This is a genomic window from Undibacterium sp. GW821-FHT11H02, from assembly GCF_058808015.1.
Genome location: NZ_JBXARG010000002.1, coordinates 361,730 through 382,802, shown reverse-complemented (window position 1 = coordinate 382,802; position 21,073 = coordinate 361,730). Strand labels below are relative to the sequence as shown.

The following is a 21,073-nucleotide window of genomic DNA, read 5'->3' as shown; positions in this document are numbered from 1 at the left end:
GACCCCTGTTGAATACCGGTTGTTTCACCAACCTCAAAACTCTAGTAATACCTGGCACTGATTGAGGGAGGTTTACATGGCGACACCAATATTAACGACGCGATGAAACGTGTACCGGGTGTGTTGGTAGTCAAAGATCAGTTGCAATTACCAGGAATGAATGCGGCTTATACACAAATCTTAGTGGATGGCGAACCACCGCGCGGAATCACAATCGCAGATATCCCCATGAATCTGATTGAACGGGTAGAGATCTATCGCGCAGGCAACGCGCAGTTCAGCAGCCAAGCTATGGCCGGGACAATAAATATAATTCTGAAGCGAATACCCGCCAACAAACAAACGCAGATTAAGGCGAAAGTTGCGAATAGTTACAAAACTACCAGTGCAATTGAATGGCTAGCGTCAGATAAGCAGGGCAATCTATCTTACTCTTTGTCGTTGAGCGCCAAAGATAATGGTGGAATATCTCATGGGGCATCGACATCGACCAATGAATTCTTCGACGATAGAAATCAGCTTACAAAAAAATATAGGGTGCATGAGTTTCTAAAATTAAATACCTACAGCTTCAGTGGCACCCCTCGTCTTCAATACATTACCGAAGCAGGTACCACCTTCACTTCATCTACCTCATTGGTGCTGAACCGCTCAAGTTTCAATGGAAAAACCGACTATGATTTTTTGATAGGACAAGTTTTACCGATAGGGAAAAATTTCTTTAATCTTCAAAGCGCTACCAACTTCGGAAACACCAATCTGCGCTCCTTAAGCACAATCGGTGACTTGAAAGTCGATATCAATTCGAGTTTTAACTCGATCATCACCGCGTTTAAGACACTAGACCACACATTTAATTCGCAAAATAAGGCCTACTTTGATCGCGATGTTTATACACATAGCAAACTCAGCGCTTTCAGTAACTCTGGCAAACTCACAGTGCCAAGCAATGACGAGCATGATATTGTCCTTGGTTGGACAGTTTCCAAGTCTTTGACCAATAGCCGAAGCGAAGAGACACAGCAGAACTACCTCCCAATTTCAACGACACATGATTTTCAATCCAATCAAGCGGCAATCAAGCAACTGGCTTTCTTTACTCAGGACGAATGGAAGTTTCGCAAGGATTCATCGGCCTACTTTGGCTTGCGTTGGGAGTCAGTTAAATTGCAAAGTGAAGGTACAGCACAAGAAAAACTAAAATACCAATCGAATGTACTCAGTCCTATTGTACAAACTTTGTGGCAACTGAATCCAGACAACACAGATCGACTACGCCTAGGCTTATCCAAAAGTTTGCAGGCTCCCTCGGAGTTTCAACTGGTGTCGCCTATCCAAAAATCGCTTAATAATTCTATTGAGTCACCGAATTTTCGCGGCAACCTAGCCTTACGACCTGAATTAGCGTGGTCACTCGATGCCGCTTACGAACATAATGGCAAAGACGATTGGAACTACACAATCCGTAGTAAATTACGGAGCATTTCAGGCTTGCATAGGGAAAGTATCAGTTATTATGCTGACGCTTGGTGGAGAACCACTATCAATTCGGGAGATGCTATCAGCAAGAGTCTAGAATTCGAGACGCAATTCCCTCTCAAGCGCTTTATCGAGGGCGCACCAAATATTGATATCAGTTTTGACCTCAATAAGACTTGGTCTAAGGTTTCTTCTTTACCTGCACCAGACAATATTTTGAGTCCAAATACTTTAAACGCGAAACTCAGTATCGATTATCGCGCTAAAAATTTACCACTGAGTTTAGGATATAACCTGCGGTATAGCGATAGTCGTTGGCAGCAAACCGGCATTAGTGAACGCAAATATACACTAACACCAACTACCCTTGATCTTTATGCGGTTTGGAAATTTAATCAGGAAACGCTACTACGGACTTCGATTGATAATCTATTGAAAAGCCAGTCTGCATATCAAACCGAGCAAAAAATTGCCAATTTTCGCACGCTAAACCACTTTTACTATCCTCAATTTCGTAAAGTATCTTTGAACCTCGAACACAAATTTTGACGAGACCATTGACAGGCCGTTTGAAGTTGCGAACTAACAAAAAAGCCGCTAAAAAAGCGGCTTTTTTGTTAGTCGAAAAACAGAATGCCAATATTACTTCTTCATCAAATCCAACAAAGCAATCACAGTCGCTTCCACACCAGCTCTAACCGCTGGCTCTGGTGTAATTTTAAAAATTGGACTATGGTGACCAGGAACTGCGGCACCACCTTTTTTCTCAATCTCAAAAGCCTCTTTAGGTGTGCCGCCTATCGAGAAATACACACTAGGAATGTAGGGATCAGTGACGAAGAAAGGGAAATCTTCTGCGCCCATGCCGTCACGCATTTTCGGTACGGCGAAAGCGTCTTTGCCGAGTTTTTCTGTCCACACTTTTTTCAAACGTTGGGTCAATGGAATATCGTTCAACGTTGGCGGTGTTGGGGTATCAACCTCGGTCACTTCTGGCAATAAGTTTTCTGGCAAACCCGCCGCGCGTCCGGTATTAATTGCAACACGCTTAATCGCTGACAGTAACAATGCGCGCGTCTCTTTGCTCTCACTACGCACACTCAGCTGCAATTTAGCTATGTCAGAAATAATGTTCGCTTTCGTGCCAGAGTGGAAAGACCCAACCGTAATCACTGCAGGCTCACGCGGAGCGACTTCACGAGTGACAATGGTTTGTAATGCCATCACAATTTGCGCACCGATCACCACAGGATCTTTACCCAAATGTGGAGAAGCACCGTGGGTGCCCACGCCGTGCACGACGATCTCTACCGTATCGACACCGGAATAGGGCGAGCCTTCTTCGGCGGTAATCTTGCCTGCCTCCGAACCAGAATCAACATGGAAAGCTAAGGCATATTTAGGTTGACCAAAGCGTTTCCAGATTTGATCTTTCATCATTAATGCAGCACCGCCCACGCGCTCTTCAGCAGGCTGACCGACTAACATTAAAGTACCTGACCATTGATTTTTACGCGCTGCCATTTGTATTGCCGTACCGACTAAGCTCGTGATGTGTACATCATGGCCGCAAGCATGCATCACGTTTTGCAATTTACCATCAGGATCTTTTTGCTGTGCTTTGGAGGCATACGGCAAGCCAGATTTTTCTTCTAAGGGCAAACCATCCATGTCGGCGCGCATCATCACTAAAGGGCCAGGACCGTTTTTGAGCATCGCAACGACGCCAGTTTTCCCTACGCCTTCGGTGACTTCAAAACCAGCGGCGCGCAGCTCTTTCGCAAGACGCGCCGAAGTATTAACTTCCATGAACGAGAGCTCAGGATTTTGATGAAAGTACTCAAACAAGGGTTTGAGCTGTGCGTTATAGTTTTTGGCGATCGCCAGTTTTAATTCTGAGTCAGCGGCTAGTGAAATGCCGCTCAATAATAAAAAACCAGAAGCAATGCTAGAAGCCAAGAGCGTTTTCACCATCATTGTTCATCTCCAGAAAAGTATGCGTAAGGATGAGAGAGAGAATAAAACGATCGATAAATTCTCTTCTTCTGCCGTCTTACCTTAACGCATTTTCTCCTAAGCAACAAGGCGAGTGTCTCTTGCCTTCCTAAACTTCAAGCAAAAATACTATCTCCAACTTGTTTACTGATACTGAGTCTGGGTATATGGACGCGCGTCTTTGCTACTGCCCCACTTTTTATTCGCTTGCGCTTGCATAGTGAAAATCAATTCACCACCCGCCGTAATTTGCTCGTGCGATAAGTAATTTTTGTCTAAGGTTTTGCCGTTTAACATCACAGCACCAACATACATATTCGTCTTGCTCAAATGATCTGCACGTATGATGAATTTTTTCCCATTGGGTAAATTCAATATAGTCTTATCCAAGAACGGGCGTCCAATAATGTATTCATTACTGCCCGGCGCGACCGGATAAAAACCAAAGCTGGTGAATGCTAACCATGCTGACATTTGACCGAGATCGTCATTCCCCGATAGGCCGTCAGGTTTAGCATGGTATTGGCTATCAACAATTTGCTGCAAACGCTGTTGTGTCTTCCAAGGTGCGCCGAAATAATTATAGAGATAGGCAACATGATGTGAAGGTTCGTTACCATGGGCGTAGTGACCAATTAATCCGGAAATATCTTCCATGTGCGCATACACTTTTTCATCCACTTTGGCGTCAAAAACCTGATCGATCTTTGACGTTGCCGCAGCATCGCCGCCTAACATAGAGATCAAACCGGCGTTGTCGTGCGGCATATACCAGGAATATTGCCAGGCGCTGCCTTCAGTGTAATCGCTACCAAAATTCGATACGGTAGGATCGAAAGGAATTCGGAATTCGCCATTCGATTTGCGGGCACGAATGAAACCTGTTTTGGTGTCAAACACATTGCGATAGTACTGAGCACGGGCATAGAATTTTTTCGCGATTTCCGTCTTACCCATTTTCTCTGCCATGCGAGCAATCGTCCAGTCATCGAAGGCATACTCTACCGTTTTGGACGCCGCTTCCGGCTCCAGGTCAGTCGGCACGTAGCCGAATTTCATGTAGTGTTGTAAGCCGCCATACGGACCGTACTCTGCACTTTTAACCATAGCATTTAAAGCAGCCTCGGCATCAAAACCTTTGATCCCTTTCATGTACGCATCCGCGATTACTGGCACCGCGTGATAACCAATCATGCACCAAGTTTCTAAACCATGAAATTGCCATACGGGCAAAATGCCATCAGGACTAAATTGCTGGGAAGCGATCAATGATTTTACAAAATCCGCATTGCGTGCCTCGGGTTGAATGAGCGTTAGCAAAGGATGCAAAGCGCGATAGGTGTCCCACAAGGAAAAAGTAGAATGAAAACGGAAACCATCGGCTTGATGTACCTGATTATCTGGGCCGCGATAGCGACCATCGATATCCATAAATAAGCCAGGGCCCATCATGCTGTGGTAGAGCGCGGTATACGCTATGGTGCGCATTTCTGGTTTGGCTTCTATGCTCACCGCCGATAAAGCTTCATTCCATGCCTGACTGGCTTTGTTACGTTCCGCGGCGAAATCCCAATCTTTCATTTCGCTCAAATTAGCAATAGCGCCGTCTTCGCTCACGGCAGAAATCGCCACTTTCACCATCAAAGTTTGATCATCTGGCGTGCCGAAATCAAAGGCCGCGACTATCGCCTTGCCTTCAATTTTCACTTTATCTTTAGCACCTGCACCGGGACCTGCAAATCCACGATATTCAACCGCGTCTTCGCGATTATGGATCTCTCTGCTGACAAATGGTCGTGAAAATTGCATCGCAAAATACACTTGTCGTCCGGCTGCCCAACCGCGTGTTTCACGCATGCCGGTGACTAAAGTGTTATTGCGAACACGTAGGTTAGACCACAGATTCTTAGTCTTGTAATCATAAATACTGCTACGTAAATCAACGATCAATTTTGCATCTGAGTTTTTTGCAAAACGATAGCGATGCAATCCCACGCGTTCGCTGGCGGTCAGTTCCACATTGATCTCGTGATCCAATAATTTCACCGCGTAATAACCAGGTTCAGCCTGTTCTTGCTGATGACTAAAGCGTGAACGATAGCCACTATACGCACGCTCAGGATAGCCTGGTTCTAATTTGGTTTCACCGCTATAAGGCATCAACAAAACATCACCCAAATCGGAGTGTCCGGTACCGGAAAAATGCGTGTGTGAGAAACCAAGTATAGAGTCGTCTTCATAGCGATAACCTGCCGCCCAGGGGTAACTTTGCTTGAAGTGCCGGACTTGCGTATCAGGACTTAATTGCACCATACCAAACGGCCGCGTCGCGCCAGGAAAAGTGTGCCCATCCCCGCCCGTTCCGATGAACACATTCACCGCAGCGGCAGGACTATTTTTATCAGCAGCGTGGGCGTTCAGCGTGACGACGCCTAAGAACAAACCAAGCGCCAAGACATACTTCGAACTTGTGCGGGTTGTAGTTGAATCGAGTAAAACTGAGCACATCAAGTTCAATCGGGGCAATAATCTAGACATGATTTTCTTTCTCTTATTTTGTGAATCAGAATTACAACTCATCAGTACTACTCTCACGTACCATCAATTGCACGGCGAGAATTTTCTCTACTATTTCATCTTGAGTCTTGCGTAATAATATTTCCACGCCTTCCGCGCCCAAGGCTTCTTTATCGACATGTATGCTGCTCAGAGGCGGATTGGCGCGCGGTGCGGCGCTGATATTATCGAAACCGATAATCGCAATATCGTGCGGCACTTTCAAACCGGCCTCTAAACAAGTTTGCATCGCGGTCAATGCGGTACTGTCGTTGTAGCAAAAGACCGCATCTGGTGGCTGTGTCATCGCCAACAGGCTTAACATGGCTCTCTTAACGCTGACCTCTTCGTTGGCATGGTGGGGAATTGCGATTTCTAAGGCTGGATTGGCAAGTAACTTAGCGTCATACAAAGCCTTACGAAAACCGTGTACGCGCTCTTGTATGCTGTAGTGCGCGGCCGGGCCACTTAACATCGCGATTCGTTTGCGTCCGGTCTTGATCAAATGGCGGGTAGCCAGATAACCACCCAGTCGATTATCTGGATTAATCGAGGTGTAACCTGGCAATTGCATGTCAACCAGAACCATGGGTTTACCGGAGGCGCGGATTGCATGTAACAACTCCGGTTCAAAAAATCCCGCACATAAAATCGCATCCGGTTGATGCACACGGATTTGCTCCATCACGGGTTCGGCCGGCCCCACCGCGACAAAGGACAAAGCGATACCCTCTTTACGGCAAGCCGCTTCTGCGCCATGCAGTACAGGCGAGAAAAAAGGGCTGCTGGATAAAGTATTGTGTTGTCGATGCAGCAGAAAAGCGATGCGACGCAAACGGCCTTGCTTAAGATTGGAAAGGTCATAACCCATCGCGCGCGCCGCCTCAAATACTCTGGCACGTGTCGCCTCGGTCAAACCACTTTGATTTTTAAGCGCACGCGAAATGGTTCCCAACGATAAGCCCGTGGTTTTTGCGATATCGCGTATGGTGACACTCATAGAGCAATTCCTTGCAAAATCGTAGAGAAAATGTCAGATTTATTGGCGGTTTAATAAACAGCTAATGCTAAGTACGACAGCAGTTTAGCCTAGCCTATCTTAAACTGAGAGCGGAACAAGGGCAAATGAAGGAATTCGAATAGACGTAGTTTAGCGAGTTTAGTAAACAAATTTAAGCCGATTTTCTTCACTAAAATCATAACAAGCCAACCCTGACTCCAATCTCCTTTAGCAACAGCAAACAGCAAAAAAACCAGAACGCCGCTCCCCGCTCGCCTTGCCAATAACGGCGATTTGAATTCATAATTTTGAGCAATAAATGCCGTTTGCCTTGCATTAGCCGAGGCGAAAAAAAAGCTGCTATTCATCATGAACAGCAGCTTTTTAAATTGACGAAAGTATGGAACCTGATCAGGCCTGTCGCGCGCTCGGTAAGAATTTTGCAATGGTAGCAAGCAGATCATCTTCACCCACGGGCTTACTCAAAAATGCATCGCAGCCTGACCAATTGGCGCGCAACTTATCAATGATAGATGATTTACTGGTTAACATCACGACCGCAGACTGCTTGGTATTATTATTCGATTTGATTTTTTTACAGACCTCGTAACCATCAATGCCCGGCATCATAATATCCAAGAATATGCAGTTATAAGGTTTATCGACCGCTTTTGCGATCGCCTTTTCCACCGCTTGCTCACCGGTTTCGGCAAAGTCCACATCGAATTGAAACGGCGACAATTTGATCCGCATAAACGCACGCACGGTGGCACTATCGTCGACGACTAACACAGTCTCACGCACTGGCGTCTCGACCACTTCCTGACTCGTAGCGACCTTTTGATCAGAAGAACGACGCAGCGTTGCACCATCCCAATTTTCGTTAGCGCTATTACGGGCACTACGCTCACGCAAAGCACGCTGCATTTCGCCATCGAGGTTCTCGAATAAGCGCATCCAATGTATAGGCTTGGCGACAAAAGGCCAAGGCGTTTCTACAGGCACGCGTCCTATCACCACGGCTGGCGAATGAGCGTTTGGCGCACCTATATCACGGTTGATTAATTCATTTAAGGCCTCGGGATTATCGGCATTAATTAAATAGATGTCGGTTCTGTTTTCGCCAACAGTCGGCTCAACGTAAGCGATTTCACGTCGTCCGGTGAGACGAAAGGTCGATGCCAGCATATTTTTTTCTGCATCTGAAAAACCGCGCATTTCTAAAACAAAGCGACGACTGCTTTTTGCAGCAGACGTCAGGGGAGTAGCTTGAGTCATCTGGGAACCTGAGTTTGATTTCAACAATCATTCACGAGATCATACAATAAAGCACGCAAAAATAAGAAATAACCAATTAAAAAGACCTAGGAAATAGATCGAATTTAGTAGTGCGTCTGGTTTTGCGATCATTACACAACATGAAGTGGTCTTATCGCAACTGTCTATTGGAAAAGAGCAACAAATTCCCGGCAGGCACTTTCCGGATCTTCCGCCTGGTACACACTACTAATAACAGCAACCATGTCAGCACCACGTTGCACCAAGGGGCGCGCTAGGCTAAGGCTCATGCCACCGATTACAACTATTGACAAACTAATCTCACGTTTTGCAGCATTCACTATCTCCGGTGCGGTGGTGACTGGATACTGCTTTACCAAGGAAGGATAAAAACCACCAAAGGCAACATAGCTAGCGCCTTGTGCTTGCGCCTCACGCGCCAGCTGCAAATCACCATAACAAGAGGCACCGACCATTTTATCTTTACCAACTAAAGCACATGCCTGCGCGACTGAGATATCAGTACCGCCAACATGGACGCCATCTGCATCTAAATCCAAACACAACTGGATATGATCATTAATAATGAACGGCACTGCGTAGCGTCGGCACAGCGCTAGTAAAGCCTCAGCCTGTATCCGTCGCAGCGCCTTGGATGCAGTCTTATGCCGATATTGCAATAGACAGACGCCCGCCTGCAAAGCCTTTTCTGTCACGGTTAATAGCTGATCCGTATCGTCCCAATTCGGGGTGATCAAATATAAGCCACGTAGATCACATTGAAGTGCGCTTACTATTTTCATTTATTCGTCTCCCTATAGTTGGTTTCCGTGCTCAACAAAGTAACGTTGGGGAATTAACTGTCCAGCAGCAATTGGATAAGCCAGTTGCAAACAAAGCTGAGTATACCTCTGCGCCGCAAGCAAACTTTTTTCCATGCTATGGCCACAAGCCAGTTGTCCCGCAACGGCGGCGGCCAGCGTGCAGCCACTGCCGTGAAATTCGCCCTCCAATCTCGGCCAATACCAAGTTAATTCGGACAATTCAGCGCGCTGACTAAACCAGCGATTGCGGACTTGCTGGTCCAGCCCATGCCCACCTTTAAGCAAGACATCGCGACAAGTTCCGCCTAATAGGGAAACCGCCTGTTGAGCAGCAGTCAGACCATGTGGCGCCAGACGTACGACTTCGGGTAAATTCGGGGTAATTAAAGTCGCTACGTCCAATAACGGCGCTAGAGCGAGTACCGCATCATCCAAAGCCAATTGCTGACCCCGCCCGCTACCCAACACCGGATCTAATACCACCACCAAATCTGGGTTAGTCGCTTGCAATTCACGAATAAGGGAAGCGATGACTAAAGCGTTTTGCGCACTACCTGTAATACCCAGCTTTATTACCTTCACTTCAAAATTCTTGATTAAGCTTTGCGCCTGAGCCAAAACAATTTCCGACGCAACCGGATGCACCGCGTAGACCTGATTATTGTCCTGCACCGTCAAACTGGTAATCACGGTGAGCGCGTGCGCGCCCTGTGCCGTAACCGCTTCAATGTCAGCTTGAATACCAGCACCACCACTAGGGTCGTGTCCGGCAAACACCAGAACACAAGGTCGCTGGGCTGTCATAGTAATCTGTTTCATACGACCCGACCTGCCATCGGTGAGGATGGCGTTGCTGCGAACTTTCGGGCAATCCGCCCCGCCAAAAATGCTTCACGCCCAGCTTCTACCGCCAATCCCATAGCCCGCGCCATACGGACAGGATCACGCGCTCCAGCAATTGCAGTATTCATCAACACACCATCACAACCAAGCTCCATCGCAATCGCCGCATCCGATGCAGTACCGACCCCGGCATCAACAATGATAGGCACCTTAGCCTGCTCGATGATCAAAGAGAGATTCCATGGATTTAAAATGCCCATGCCAGAACCGATCAAGGAGGCTAGTGGCATTACCGCGACACAACCGATATCTTCCAACATACGCGCTTGAATAGGATCATCACTGCAATACACCATCACATCGAAACCATCTTTGACCAGCACTTTGGCGGCTTCTAAAGTTTCTGGCATATTCGGAAAGAGCGTTTTTTCATCACCCAAAACTTCGAGCTTGCATAGCTTGTGACCACCGAGTAATTCACGACCTAACTGCAAGGTATAGATCGCGTCCTTCGCGTTATAACAACCCGCTGTGTTGGGCAGTATCGTGTACTTCGACATAGGAACGACATCGAGCAAGCTCGGTGCGTTGGGGTCTTGGCCTATGTTCACGCGGCGGATGGCCACGGTGATGATGTCGGCGCCACTGGCTTCGGTGGCCAGCCTGGTTTGATCTAGGTCTTTGTATTTTCCACTGCCGACTAAGAGGCGTGAGTTGTAGGTTTTGCCTGCTATGGTCAGGCTGTTTGGCTTTTCATGCGTTGTCATGGTTTTTCTATCCTGATTAATTTTTTGCTCATTCATATGACTAAAACCCATCCCCACCCTAACCCTCCCCTTGAAGGGGAGGGAATGTTCATCGCACAAAGCACCTATTTAGGACCGGGATACTCCTTCCCCTTCAAGTGGAAGGCTGGGATGGGGATGGGTTTCTCTCAAGGTCGCTTAAATTCCTTCCTTCTGATTTCTACCTGCCGATAAATTTCTTCCACCACACTCTCTAGTTCTTCTACAACCTGATTATTCCAAAAACGGAGAACAACATAGTCAGCATCATTTAGGCGCTTCGTTCTCTGGTTATCATAAGGAATTGCATCTGCGTGCTGTGCTCCGTCTAATTCAACAACTAACTTCCACTCCAAACACACAAAATCCAAAACATAATTTAGAAAAGGATGCTGCCTTCGAAATTTCACTCCCAATTGTTCGCGGCGCAATCGCGCCCACAACAAATGTTCAACGTCTGTCATATCTCTACGCAACAAACGTGCATTCGCAGTGATGTGTGAATTGGAAGAGCTACGCATTGGAGTTATCCACCACCAATCGCCCGCACCACATCCACCTGATCACCCGCCTGCAAGGTATGTTGCTGCCAAAGCGTGCGGCGTATCACTTGACGATTGACCGCAACCGCAATCGCCAGATTCCCTAATTGCAGTTCCGTGATCAGACTATGTAAATCAGTTTCTGACGATAAAACACGTGGCTCGCCATTGAGCTGAATTTTCATCACAGTTTCCATCGCATCACCTAGGATTTTTTGTAGATTTCTGCGCCGGATTTCACAAACTCGATGGCTTTGACTTCCATGCCTTTTTTTAAAGCATCGATTTCGCTGATACCTTGTGTCGCTGCATAGTCACGTACTTCCTGTGTAATCTTCATAGAACAAAAATGTGGGCCGCACATGGAGCAGAAATGGGCGACTTTGGCAGAATCTTTAGGTAGCGTTTCGTCATGAAATTCACGGGCTTTGTCTGGATCTAAACCGATATTAAATTGGTCTTCCCAACGGAATTCAAAACGGGCTTTCGATAAAGCGTTATCGCGGATTTGTGCGCCCGGATGCCCCTTCGCCAAATCTGCTGCATGCGCCGCAATTTTGTAAGTGATGATGCCGTCTTTGACATCGACTTTATTCGGCAAACCCAAATGTTCTTTCGGTGTGACGTAACACAGCATCGCTGTACCGTACCAACCAATTTGTGCCGCGCCTATACCGGAGGTGATGTGATCGTAACCCGGTGCGATGTCTGTCGTCAGCGGCCCCAACGTATAGAACGGCGCTTCATGGCATTGTTCTAATTGCAGATCCATATTCTCTTTAATCAGATGCATAGGCACATGACCTGGGCCTTCTATCATCACTTGCACATCATGTTCCCAAGCGATTTGCGTGAGTTCGCCCAGCGTCTTTAATTCACCGAGTTGTGCTTCATCATTGGCATCGTAAATCGAGCCTGGGCGCAAACCATCGCCTAATGAGAAGGACACATCATAGGCCTTCATGATCTGACAAATATCTTCGAAATGCTCGTACAAGAAGCTTTCTTTGTGATGGGCCAAGCACCATTTCGCCATGATCGATCCGCCGCGTGACACGATGCCCGTCATACGCTTTGCCGTCAGTGGTACATACTGCAAACGTACACCCGCGTGTATCGTGAAGTAGTCAACGCCCTGCTCGGCTTGTTCGATCAAGGTATCGCGGAAAATCTCCCAGGTCAGATCTTCGGCCTTACCATTGACTTTCTCCAGTGCCTGATAGATCGGCACCGTACCAATCGGCACTGGTGAATTGCGGATAATCCATTCACGGGTTTCGTGTATGTGTTTACCCGTCGACAGATCCATCACATTGTCGCCGCCCCAACGTATCGCCCAAGTCATTTTTTCGACTTCTTCACCGATAGATGAAGTCACCGCCGAGTTGCCGATATTCGCGTTGATTTTGACTAAGAAATTGCGACCGATAATCATAGGCTCAACTTCGGGATGATTAATATTCGCGGGAATAATCGCACGACCACGGGCGATTTCATCGCGTACAAATTCAGGTGTGATTTGCGCAGGGATCGAAGCCCCAAAAGATTGCCCCGGATGTTGACGCCCCATCATAGCAGCAAGTTTCTCGCCCATAGGACCGGAGTTTTTCAGATCCTCTAAATATTCTTGGCGTCGCATATTTTCGCGTATCGCCACATATTCCATTTCTGGTGTGACGATACCTAGTCGTGCGTAATGCATTTGCGTGACGTTTTTGCCTTGCAGTGCACGACGTGGTTTGCGTTGCAAGTTAAAGCGCAACTCATGCAACTTAGGATCGTGCAGGCGTTCGATGCCATATTCGGAACTCGGTCCAGCTAGTTCTTCGGTGTCATTACGTTCTGCGATCCATGTCCCGCGTACTGACGCTAAGCCAGAGCGGATATCGATCTTCACATCAGGATCAGTGTAAGGGCCTGAGGTGTCGTAGACATAAATCGGTGGATTTTTTTCCGCGCCGAACATTGCTGGTGTATCGGCTTGTGAAATTTCGCGCATAGGTACACGAATGTCAGGGCGACTACCCGTGACGTAAATCTTACGAGAATTAGGTAAGGCTTGAATAGCGGCTTGGTCGACCTTGGCGGTGGCGGACAAAAATTGTGGGTTAGCGTTCATTTGGCTCCTTTGCTTTATGGATGGCACGGAGCCAGCAAAGGAGTTTCCAAACTGGGCGATGGCTCACCTCAATTTGGGTGGCATCACGGTTTTGGCTGCTTCCCTTCGCTGGCATTATCCAGATCAGGTTCAAGGGTATTTCTCACCCGACAGATACAAACTTGTCAGGACCCCTAGCGTTTTACATCGTATTTTTTACTACTATCAACTTTTCACTACATCCCCAATGCGGGAATTGCCGGCGCATTATAGCCGTGAATTAGAAAAATAGAAAATTTCTACATCAACATTTCTAAACTCAAATTCAGCATCATTCAGCATCATTCAGCATCAAATTGCTTCACTTGGCTTCACTTAGATTCACATAATTTCAAAGGCAGCTTTAACTAGCTTGCTCTTGCACAGGACCTAACACTTCTATCACTTCCACCATATTCTGTTTGATGGCCGCTGCAAGATCGTGTGTCAAAGTGGTAATCGCTTCTTCATGTGCAACCAGCAGGCGCGACAAACCATAAGCTCGATTTCGGCCATGTGTTTTGCCAAGATACAGGGCCATATCGGCGATCTGCAATGCACGTTCCCAGTCACAGACATCCTCAGGCACATCCGAGAACGGTACTGAAATAAATCCAGCAGTGACCGTCACAGGGATACTCAAATCACCACAGCTAAATGGTGCATCACCAATAGCACGTAATACACGCTCTACCAGACTGGTAATTTGTTCCGGATTTGATTTAGGAGAAAAAATCAAAAATTCTTCACCACCCCAGCGCATCAGCATATCTTCATCGCGCACTGCATTACGCAAACGTGTCGCTACCTCTTTGAGCACAACGTCACCCACCGCATGCCCCCAAGTATCATTGATATGTTTGAAATGATCGATATCTAACAAAATCATGCAATCGGGATTTAAATGTCCTTCGCGTCTTTCGACCTCAACCCGACCCACGCGAGCTGCCATTAAGGCGATAAACGAACGACGATTATGCAAACCAGTAAGTGGATCGCGCACCGCATGAAATTCCAGTTGCATATTCACTTCCTGCAATTGTTCATTCAGTTTCTTACTGCGGCGATACAACATATAGATAAAGGCACCCGCCAGCAAGGCCACCAAAGAAGCGAGCAAAGCGACGATTTGCTGCAATCTGTGATTCTTGATATCAGCATCTTTCAGCGCATTATCTTTCGCCAAAATTTCTATCTGTTTTTTACGATGCTCGGCGTCAAATTGCTCTTGCAAGGCGGCGACGGCCTTGGTTCTATCTGATTGAAAAATTTCGTCACTGAGTTTTTGCTGTTCACGTGCCAAAGCGAGCGCTTCTTTGTACATACCTGCATTTTCGTACATCATGGAAAATTCACCGAGTATCATTTCCACATCGGAATTCGCATGAATTTTTCTAAAAAAATCTAAGCTTTGATTCACCAACTCCGCACCTTGCGCGACCTTGCCTTGCCCACCCAAAGCCAGTCCAAGATTAACTTTGGCGCCGGCTACACCCCATTTATCTTCTAAGACTTCTGATTTTGCGATTGCCTCTCGTGCATAATTTTCGGCACGCTTATAATCTTTTTTGATCAGATATTGATCGGCTATATTGAACAGCGCCGAGGCGACAGCGTAGGGTAAATTTTCTTCCTTACCAATTTTCAGTGCGGTCTCATATTCCTTGAGTGCTTCGTCATTGCGCTTCAAAATGCTCAAGGCGACACCGCGAGAGATAGAAATTTCTATGAAGGCTTTTGGCGCCACCTCGGCAGAAGAGATAGCCAGCGCTTGTGTCGTTGCGTCCAAGGCTTTTTCGGGGTCTTTCATTTGCAAATACAAATTAGCAATTGCGCCCCAAGTCGCCATGCGCGCCTGCACCTGACGACGCGGCAATTTCTCGGTCAACTTAAGCATTTCAAAATATTGCTTAAGTGCTTCATCAAATTTATTGGTATTACTGTAGAAGGCCGCCATCGTGTTGTGATAACGCATTTGCAGGCCTATGGCTGGCGATTTCATGACGCGCTCATGCAATTTTTCCAAATGAGCAAACGCTGCCGCGACGCCAGAAGTCTCAAAGATATTGAAGCTGTCAAAAATCTCTATCAGCAACAAGGCATCTTTATCCTGCATTTTTTTTGCCAGTGCGTCGAATTCGTCGACCGTTTCTTTTCCTAATTTACCTTTGCCCGCGTCGTAGTACAAACTACTCAAAATGCTTAAAGTCTCAAGGCGCACTTTTGGATCCGCATCGGCGGGAAGCTTCTTTTTGAATTCGATAAGCTGACGCAAACCTTCATCATTATTTTTGTCAGAAACCGATTGAATGGCATCGATCTGTGCCATTAATGTGGTGTTGTCGGCTCGCGCATCGGCAGATAAAAACCAGCAAGAGAAAGCGACAGCGAAAACGATTGCAAACACAATTTGCAATAAAGAATAATGTTTTAGATCATTTGGCACACTCAATTTTCTATTGTCTGGAGGAGCAGATAGAGTAAATAAGCGCTTCATGTGATCATCACCTCGTTCACGTTGCAATTGCGTGCACGAAAAACCTTGCTAAATCAATCAACGACCACCCGAAAATAGTCACCGATTGAGCTGGCGAATTGAATAACTAGCCGCGCTTTCGGAAATGTCTTAGCCTTTCGCATCTCGACCTTGACGAGCACCACTAAGTGCTGACATCAGGCGATGATTGCAAAATAAGCCCGTCTCCTAAGCCGTGCTAATCACGCATCTTTTTATTTTTTGTGCATAGAGATTACATCCTAACATTTCCCCTAGAGCATCATCATACTTTTTTAGAGCTGGGATCGAATATGCGACAGATTTAGAGGGCATACCCAATATATGCTTGCTAAATCAATATTTTCTTGATCAGAAAGTCTTGCGCACAGAGCTCATCAGTTACTGTTATCACAAAAAAAGGTCTAAAAATCCCGCGATAATTTCTGGCAAGCCCAATGCTCATTTATAATCAAAGGTTTCGCCGAATGACTAATGCATGCTCTCGCATCAGAGAGTACATTCAGTCGCTGGTCTTTAACTTCTATCGTCTGCCACTATCATGGAATTAGCCAAGTCTTTTGAACCCGCCAACATCGAATCCTTCTGGCGTACCGAATGGGAAAAGCGCGGATACTTCACCGCGTCTACCGATGAATCCAAACCTTCATTTAGTATTCAACTCCCACCACCCAACGTCACTGGCACTTTGCACATGGGTCACGCCTTCAACCAAACCATTATGGATGGCTTGACGCGTTACTACCGCATGCGTGGTTACAATACGGCATGGGTACCTGGCACAGATCACGCCGGTATCGCGACGCAAATCGTCGTTGAACGCCAACTCGATGCACAAAAGATTTCTCGTCACGATTTAGGCCGTGAAAAATTCTTAGAAAAAGTCTGGGAATGGAAAGAAAAATCCGGCTCCACCATCACTGGCCAAATGCGCCGCATGGGTGCCTCTGCCGATTGGAATCGTGAATACTTTACGATGGATGCAGAACGTTCCAAAGTGGTGACCGAAGTGTTCGTACGTTTGGTCGAACAAGGCTTAATTTATCGCGGCAAACGTTTGGTCAACTGGGACCCAGTCTTAGGTACCGCCGTATCTGATTTGGAAGTCGTATCCGAAGAAGAAGATGGATCGATGTGGCATATCCGTTATCCATTTTCAGATGGCAGTGGGCATCTCACGGTAGCAACCACACGTCCTGAAACCTTGTTGGGTGACGTGGCGGTTGCGGTTGATCCAACCGATGAGCGTTACACCGCTTTCGTGGGCAAGATGTTGAAACTGCCTTTGACTGATAGAGAAATTCCCGTCATCGCCGATAGCTATGTCGATAAAGAATTCGGCACTGGCTGCGTCAAGATCACACCAGCGCATGACTTCAACGATTACGCAGTTGGTCAACGTCATAACCTCGCCTTGATCAGCATCTTAACTTTAGATGCGAAGATCAACGAAAACGGCCCAGCCGCTTACCAAGGCATGGATCGCTTCGTCGCACGTAAGCAAATGGTCGCTGATCTCGATGCGCAAGGTTTGCTCGAATCTGTGAAGCCACACAAACTCATGGTGCCACGTGGCGACCGTACTAATGTCGTCATCGAGCCAATGCTGACCGACCAATGGTTTATGGCGATGAGCAAACCAGCTCCGGAAGGTACACATTTCCCAGGCAAATCGATTGCCGAAGTCGCACTAGAAAAAGTCGCGAATGGCGAAGTGAAGTTCGTACCAGAAAACTGGAGCACAACTTACAATCAATGGCTGAACAATATTCAAGACTGGTGTATCTCACGCCAACTCTGGTGGGGTCATCAGATCCCAGCATGGTATGGCGACAATGGTGAGATTTTCGTGGCACGCGACGAAGCCGAAGCAAAAGCAAAAGCCGCAGTCGCTGGTTACACAGGTGCATTGAACCGTGACAACGACGTGCTCGATACCTGGTTCTCTTCTGCCTTGGTTCCATTCTCCACGATGGGCTGGCCAGAATTGACAGTCGATAGCAAACTATTCTTGCCATCATCCGTCTTGGTCACCGGCTTTGACATCATCTTCTTCTGGGTAGCGCGCATGGTCATGATGACCGCGCACTTCACTGGCAAGGTGCCATTCCACACGGTGTACGTGCATGGCTTGGTGCGCGATTCCAGCGGCCAAAAAATGTCCAAGTCCAAAGGCAATACGCTAGACCCTATCGATTTGATCGACGGTATCACGGTTGACGAACTCGCGGCAAAACGCACTGTCGGCTTGATGAACCCAAAACAAGCAGCAAGCATAGACAAAGCCACGCGCAAAGAATTTGGTGATGGTATTCCAGCTTACGGCACAGACGCGCTGCGCTTCACGATGGCGAGCTATGCATCCTTAGGTCGCAACATCAACTTCGACTTGGGTCGCTGCGATGGCTATCGCAACTTCTGCAATAAATTGTGGAATGCAACGCGCTTTGTATTGATGAATACCGAAGGTCAAGATTGCGGTTTCACCGGCACAGCAACCGACAATGATCTAGCCTATTCACAAGCCGACAAATGGATCATCTCCACTTTGCAACGTACAGAAGCAGAATTAGAAAAAGGTTTCGCCGACTACCGCTTCGACAACATTGCCTCCGCTATCTACAAGTTTGTGTGGGATGAATACTGCGATTGGTATTTGGAAGTAGCGAAAGTCCAAGTACAACAAGGCACACCAGCACAACAACGTGCAACGCGTCGCACTTTGTTACGCGTGTTAGAAGTCACGCTGCGCATGGCACACCCAGTGATCCCATTCGTTACTGAAGCATTGTGGCAAACGGTCGCACCATTGGCAGGCAAAACGCTGAATCCAGCGGGCGATTCCATCATGATGCAAGCCTATCCATTGGTGAATACAGAAGCGATCGACGAAGCCGCCGAAAGTTGGATGACAGGCCTCAAAGCCGTCACCGATGCCTGCCGTAACTTGCGTGGTGAAATGCAATTATCTCCAGCAGTCCGCGTACCGCTGTTACTGCAACCAGCAAACGCTGCAGACAAAGCACGCATGGAAAGCTATGCACCTTACATGGCAGCTCTGGCGAAATTGTCTGAAGTGCAGATCGTCGATGTCTTACCAGATTCACCAGCACCAGTCTCCATCGTCGGCGAAACCAAACTGATGTTGAAAGTAGAAATCGACGTCGCAGCAGAACGCGAACGCCTCTCGAAAGAAATGGCAAAACTCGAAGCCGAAATCAACAAAGCACAAGCCAAACTCAGCAACGAAAGCTTCGTCGCCCGCGCTCCAGCAGCGGTCGTCGAACAAGAGAAAGAACGCGTCGCGGGCTTCTCTGCGACTTTGAGTAAGATGAAAGAGTCGTTTGCTAAGTTGGGGTGATTTGGTTTTTGGTTGAGTTGTAAATGTAAAAAGCGCTTCGAGGTTTTGAAGCGTTTTTTTTGCGGGTGACTATATTTGGCTAGTCGTACTTACTTCACTTAGAAAATCAATCTAAAAACACTCTAATCCAGTGGAAATCGAAACATTTTTTATTCGCAGTACCTCTTCCTCAACCAAAAAGCTTCCAAACACCGACGACAACCGAAAATAGCACTAATAACACAGCCAATGCTCGCCCGAGAAAGCTCTCGTCATACCACTTTTTCAATCGTGTGCCAAACCTAGGTCTACCATCAAGAACTTCAATATGAAATAACGTAATTTCCGCCTGCAACCACTGAAAGGCGCTCACTTTCGCTGTTTCAAACGAAGAGTAATCCTGTATGCCTGAGTTCGACAATGACTTTGCAATTCCGCCCACAGCTTGTTCAATAATTTGATCTAACTCTGCGAATTTATGGAGATTAAAATTCAGAAACTTTGAAGACTCAGAATTTAAAAATTTTTCGTCAAAACGATTCTTATCAATTTGGAGCGCGCGCTTGTAGTCTCCTAAAGCGTCCTTTACAAATCTATTCAGAGAATTGGTAGTAGCTTCAATAGCTGCGTTGACATGCATACTAGAGACATAAAGACCTCGTTTGTTAAATTCACCTCGAATATCACGAAGTTCATGATGAAGAGTTTTAATCTCCAATTTTAATTTTCGATCCACGATTACGAAGAGTTCATCAATCATTCGTATGTTACTCCTAACTTCAAATTAAAAAAGGACGGCTAATTCACACGTCTCAAATTGACCAAGTTCCGTACATTTCAAGTTGCACTTGACCGATTTAGCTGCGTGTAATTAGGACTGACATTTAAAGACAATTTCGCACATCACTTTCCGGTGAATTCTTGTGGCTGCAAACGAATCTTTGATATTCTTTGCGCGCTCAAGTTCTCTGTAAGTTTATAGAATTGTTCGTCAAGCACACCTAACTTCGATTCCTTGTATGAATCGGAGAATGCCTCAATTGTTCCCTTTTTTTTGTACTTTTCCATATCTGCTGCTTCAGCCTGCCTCATCTTATTTGCTGCCCGCATTAAGTCGGCATAATTTTTTGCTCCAAAATATTCAAAGGCCGCAACCGCGTCGCCAGCAAATTCCCCAGAGCGATTCCAATAAAATTGATTAAACCCTCCGTTATTAACTTCCGCTTCCACGATTGATGTGATGTAGAGAGCCTTGAGGCCCGGGCGAAGACCAAAAACAATTTCCCTTTCATTATCGTAGTTTTTTCCAACTTTTGATTCTACGAAATCCATAATAGCCAGCTCCAGATCAGAGTCAACTATCTTTGACAGAATCTCTGGTGTGAGCTCAAGGTAAATTTTTCTATTCTGAAATTTTTCAATTGATTTTGCGATTTCGGAATCCTCTGGGACACTATTTTCTTTTTGGAACTTGTTATCACACGAAAACAGCATTGTTATCAGACCGAGGCTTAAAATAATTCGTAGAAATTTCATTGTTGTCCAATCCTTTGTGTACAAACCCGGTAAGACGTAAGCCATGTAGGGCGCCAATAGCCGCAGGCGTATTGCGCCGCATGAACGTTGATCATGGCCATACATCATTTCCTTTGATACCTTAGCTATGCAAATAAATTTTTTAACTCGGTAAGGCGTAAGTTTTTCGTAGGGCGCCAATAGCCGCAGGCGTATTGCGCCGCATGAACGTTGATCATGGCTAAACATCATTTCCTTTGATAC

General features: G+C 46.6%; 16 protein-coding genes and 1 riboswitch. Of the genes, 2 read left to right on the top strand and 14 right to left on the bottom strand.

The features are described from left to right. The first annotated feature begins 51 nt into the window (after positions 1–51). Positions 52–2,028 (top strand): TonB-dependent receptor plug domain-containing protein, encoded by a 1,977-nt coding sequence (locus AC1RR2_RS03965; protein WP_493221006.1) that lies wholly within the window; start codon positions 52–54, stop codon positions 2,026–2,028. A 93-nt stretch (positions 2,029–2,121) separates the two neighbouring features. Here AC1RR2_RS03965 and AC1RR2_RS03960 read toward each other — a convergent pair whose 3' ends face one another. The 12 genes from AC1RR2_RS03960 to AC1RR2_RS03905 all read right to left on the bottom strand — a co-directional run bounded on the left by AC1RR2_RS03960 (position 2,122) and on the right by AC1RR2_RS03905 (position 15,936). Continuing rightward, on the bottom strand, positions 2,122–3,456 hold the full coding sequence (locus AC1RR2_RS03960; protein ID WP_493220991.1) for an amidohydrolase: 1,335 nt from the start codon (positions 3,454–3,456) through the stop codon (positions 2,122–2,124). Between the two features lie 162 nt (positions 3,457–3,618). After that, positions 3,619–6,012, bottom strand: a complete 2,394-nt coding sequence (locus AC1RR2_RS03955; RefSeq protein ID WP_493220990.1) for a GH92 family glycosyl hydrolase — start codon at positions 6,010–6,012, stop codon at positions 3,619–3,621. Positions 6,013–6,043: 31 nt separating this feature from the next. After that, entirely contained in the window at positions 6,044–7,030 is a 987-nt protein-coding gene (locus AC1RR2_RS03950; protein ID WP_493220989.1) for a LacI family DNA-binding transcriptional regulator, read from the bottom strand. A gap of 89 nt (positions 7,031–7,119) precedes the next feature. Then, positions 7,120–7,401 carry a hypothetical protein gene (locus tag AC1RR2_RS03945; RefSeq protein ID WP_493220988.1) on the bottom strand — a complete coding sequence of 94 codons (282 nt, stop codon included), beginning with the start codon at positions 7,399–7,401 and terminating at the stop codon, positions 7,120–7,122. Between the two features lie 40 nt (positions 7,402–7,441). After that, complete coding sequence (locus AC1RR2_RS03940; protein ID WP_493220987.1) at positions 7,442–8,308, bottom strand: response regulator; 867 nt, start codon at positions 8,306–8,308, stop codon at positions 7,442–7,444. Between the two features lie 164 nt (positions 8,309–8,472). Further along, positions 8,473–9,111: a thiamine phosphate synthase gene (gene thiE / locus AC1RR2_RS03935; RefSeq protein ID WP_493220986.1), complete on the bottom strand. Its 639-nt coding sequence runs from the start codon at positions 9,109–9,111 to the stop codon at positions 8,473–8,475. Positions 9,112–9,123: 12 nt separating this feature from the next. Then, entirely contained in the window at positions 9,124–9,951 is an 828-nt protein-coding gene (thiD, locus tag AC1RR2_RS03930) for a bifunctional hydroxymethylpyrimidine kinase/phosphomethylpyrimidine kinase (protein WP_493220985.1), read from the bottom strand. Further along, positions 9,948–10,742 (bottom strand): thiazole synthase, encoded by a 795-nt coding sequence (locus tag AC1RR2_RS03925; RefSeq protein WP_493220984.1) that lies wholly within the window; start codon positions 10,740–10,742, stop codon positions 9,948–9,950. The genes thiD and AC1RR2_RS03925 overlap by 4 nt, the downstream gene beginning before the upstream one ends. Positions 10,743–10,909: 167 nt before the next feature. Next, positions 10,910–11,281, bottom strand: coding sequence for an endonuclease domain-containing protein (locus tag AC1RR2_RS03920; protein WP_493220983.1), 372 nt, complete (start codon positions 11,279–11,281; stop codon positions 10,910–10,912). A 5-nt stretch (positions 11,282–11,286) separates the two neighbouring features. After that, positions 11,287–11,487, bottom strand: a complete 201-nt coding sequence (thiS, locus tag AC1RR2_RS03915) for a sulfur carrier protein ThiS (protein WP_493220982.1) — start codon at positions 11,485–11,487, stop codon at positions 11,287–11,289. Positions 11,488–11,507: 20 nt separating this feature from the next. Continuing rightward, on the bottom strand, positions 11,508–13,421 hold the full coding sequence (gene thiC / locus AC1RR2_RS03910) for a phosphomethylpyrimidine synthase ThiC (RefSeq protein ID WP_493220981.1): 1,914 nt from the start codon (positions 13,419–13,421) through the stop codon (positions 11,508–11,510). Between the two features lie 83 nt (positions 13,422–13,504). Then, a riboswitch (TPP riboswitch) is annotated at positions 13,505–13,606 on the bottom strand. 197 nt (positions 13,607–13,803) lie between these two features. Beyond that, positions 13,804–15,936 carry a tetratricopeptide repeat-containing diguanylate cyclase gene (locus AC1RR2_RS03905; protein ID WP_493220980.1) on the bottom strand — a complete coding sequence of 711 codons (2,133 nt, stop codon included), beginning with the start codon at positions 15,934–15,936 and terminating at the stop codon, positions 13,804–13,806. 559 nt (positions 15,937–16,495) lie between these two features. Here AC1RR2_RS03905 and AC1RR2_RS03900 point away from each other — a divergent pair. Then, complete coding sequence (locus tag AC1RR2_RS03900) at positions 16,496–19,315, top strand: valine--tRNA ligase (protein ID WP_493220979.1); 2,820 nt, start codon at positions 16,496–16,498, stop codon at positions 19,313–19,315. A 169-nt stretch (positions 19,316–19,484) separates the two neighbouring features. On the opposite strand, the gene AC1RR2_RS03895 is transcribed toward AC1RR2_RS03900, so the two are convergent. Together AC1RR2_RS03895 and AC1RR2_RS03890 are read right to left on the bottom strand one after the other, a co-directional pair. Further along, entirely contained in the window at positions 19,485–20,054 is a 570-nt protein-coding gene (locus AC1RR2_RS03895) for a hypothetical protein (protein ID WP_493220978.1), read from the bottom strand. A gap of 143 nt (positions 20,055–20,197) precedes the next feature. Continuing rightward, positions 20,198–21,061 (bottom strand): DMP19 family protein, encoded by an 864-nt coding sequence (locus AC1RR2_RS03890; protein WP_493220977.1) that lies wholly within the window; start codon positions 21,059–21,061, stop codon positions 20,198–20,200. Positions 21,062–21,073 lie beyond the last annotated feature (12 nt).

Bases quoted from the DNA above. Each gene is read 5' to 3' on its own strand.
- AC1RR2_RS03960 (WP_493220991.1), bottom strand. From the start codon at position 3,456: ATGATGGTGAAAACGCTCTTGGCTTCTAGCATTGCTTCTGGTTTTTTA.
- AC1RR2_RS03955 (WP_493220990.1), bottom strand. From the start codon at position 6,012: ATGTCTAGATTATTGCCCCGATTGAACTTGATGTGCTCAGTTTTACTC.
- AC1RR2_RS03950 (WP_493220989.1), bottom strand. From the start codon at position 7,030: ATGAGTGTCACCATACGCGATATCGCAAAAACCACGGGCTTATCGTTG.
- AC1RR2_RS03945 (WP_493220988.1), bottom strand. From the start codon at position 7,401: ATGATGAATAGCAGCTTTTTTTTCGCCTCGGCTAATGCAAGGCAAACG.
- AC1RR2_RS03940 (WP_493220987.1), bottom strand. From the start codon at position 8,308: ATGACTCAAGCTACTCCCCTGACGTCTGCTGCAAAAAGCAGTCGTCGC.
- thiE (WP_493220986.1), bottom strand. From the start codon at position 9,111: ATGAAAATAGTAAGCGCACTTCAATGTGATCTACGTGGCTTATATTTG.
- thiD (WP_493220985.1), bottom strand. From the start codon at position 9,951: ATGAAACAGATTACTATGACAGCCCAGCGACCTTGTGTTCTGGTGTTT.
- AC1RR2_RS03925 (WP_493220984.1), bottom strand. From the start codon at position 10,742: ATGACAACGCATGAAAAGCCAAACAGCCTGACCATAGCAGGCAAAACC.
- AC1RR2_RS03920 (WP_493220983.1), bottom strand. From the start codon at position 11,281: ATGCGTAGCTCTTCCAATTCACACATCACTGCGAATGCACGTTTGTTG.
- thiS (WP_493220982.1), bottom strand. From the start codon at position 11,487: ATGAAAATTCAGCTCAATGGCGAGCCACGTGTTTTATCGTCAGAAACT.
- thiC (WP_493220981.1), bottom strand. From the start codon at position 13,421: ATGAACGCTAACCCACAATTTTTGTCCGCCACCGCCAAGGTCGACCAA.
- AC1RR2_RS03905 (WP_493220980.1), bottom strand. From the start codon at position 15,936: ATGAAGCGCTTATTTACTCTATCTGCTCCTCCAGACAATAGAAAATTG.
- AC1RR2_RS03900 (WP_493220979.1), top strand. From the start codon at position 16,496: ATGGAATTAGCCAAGTCTTTTGAACCCGCCAACATCGAATCCTTCTGG.
- AC1RR2_RS03895 (WP_493220978.1), bottom strand. From the start codon at position 20,054: ATGATTGATGAACTCTTCGTAATCGTGGATCGAAAATTAAAATTGGAG.
- AC1RR2_RS03890 (WP_493220977.1), bottom strand. From the start codon at position 21,061: ATGATGTTTAGCCATGATCAACGTTCATGCGGCGCAATACGCCTGCGG.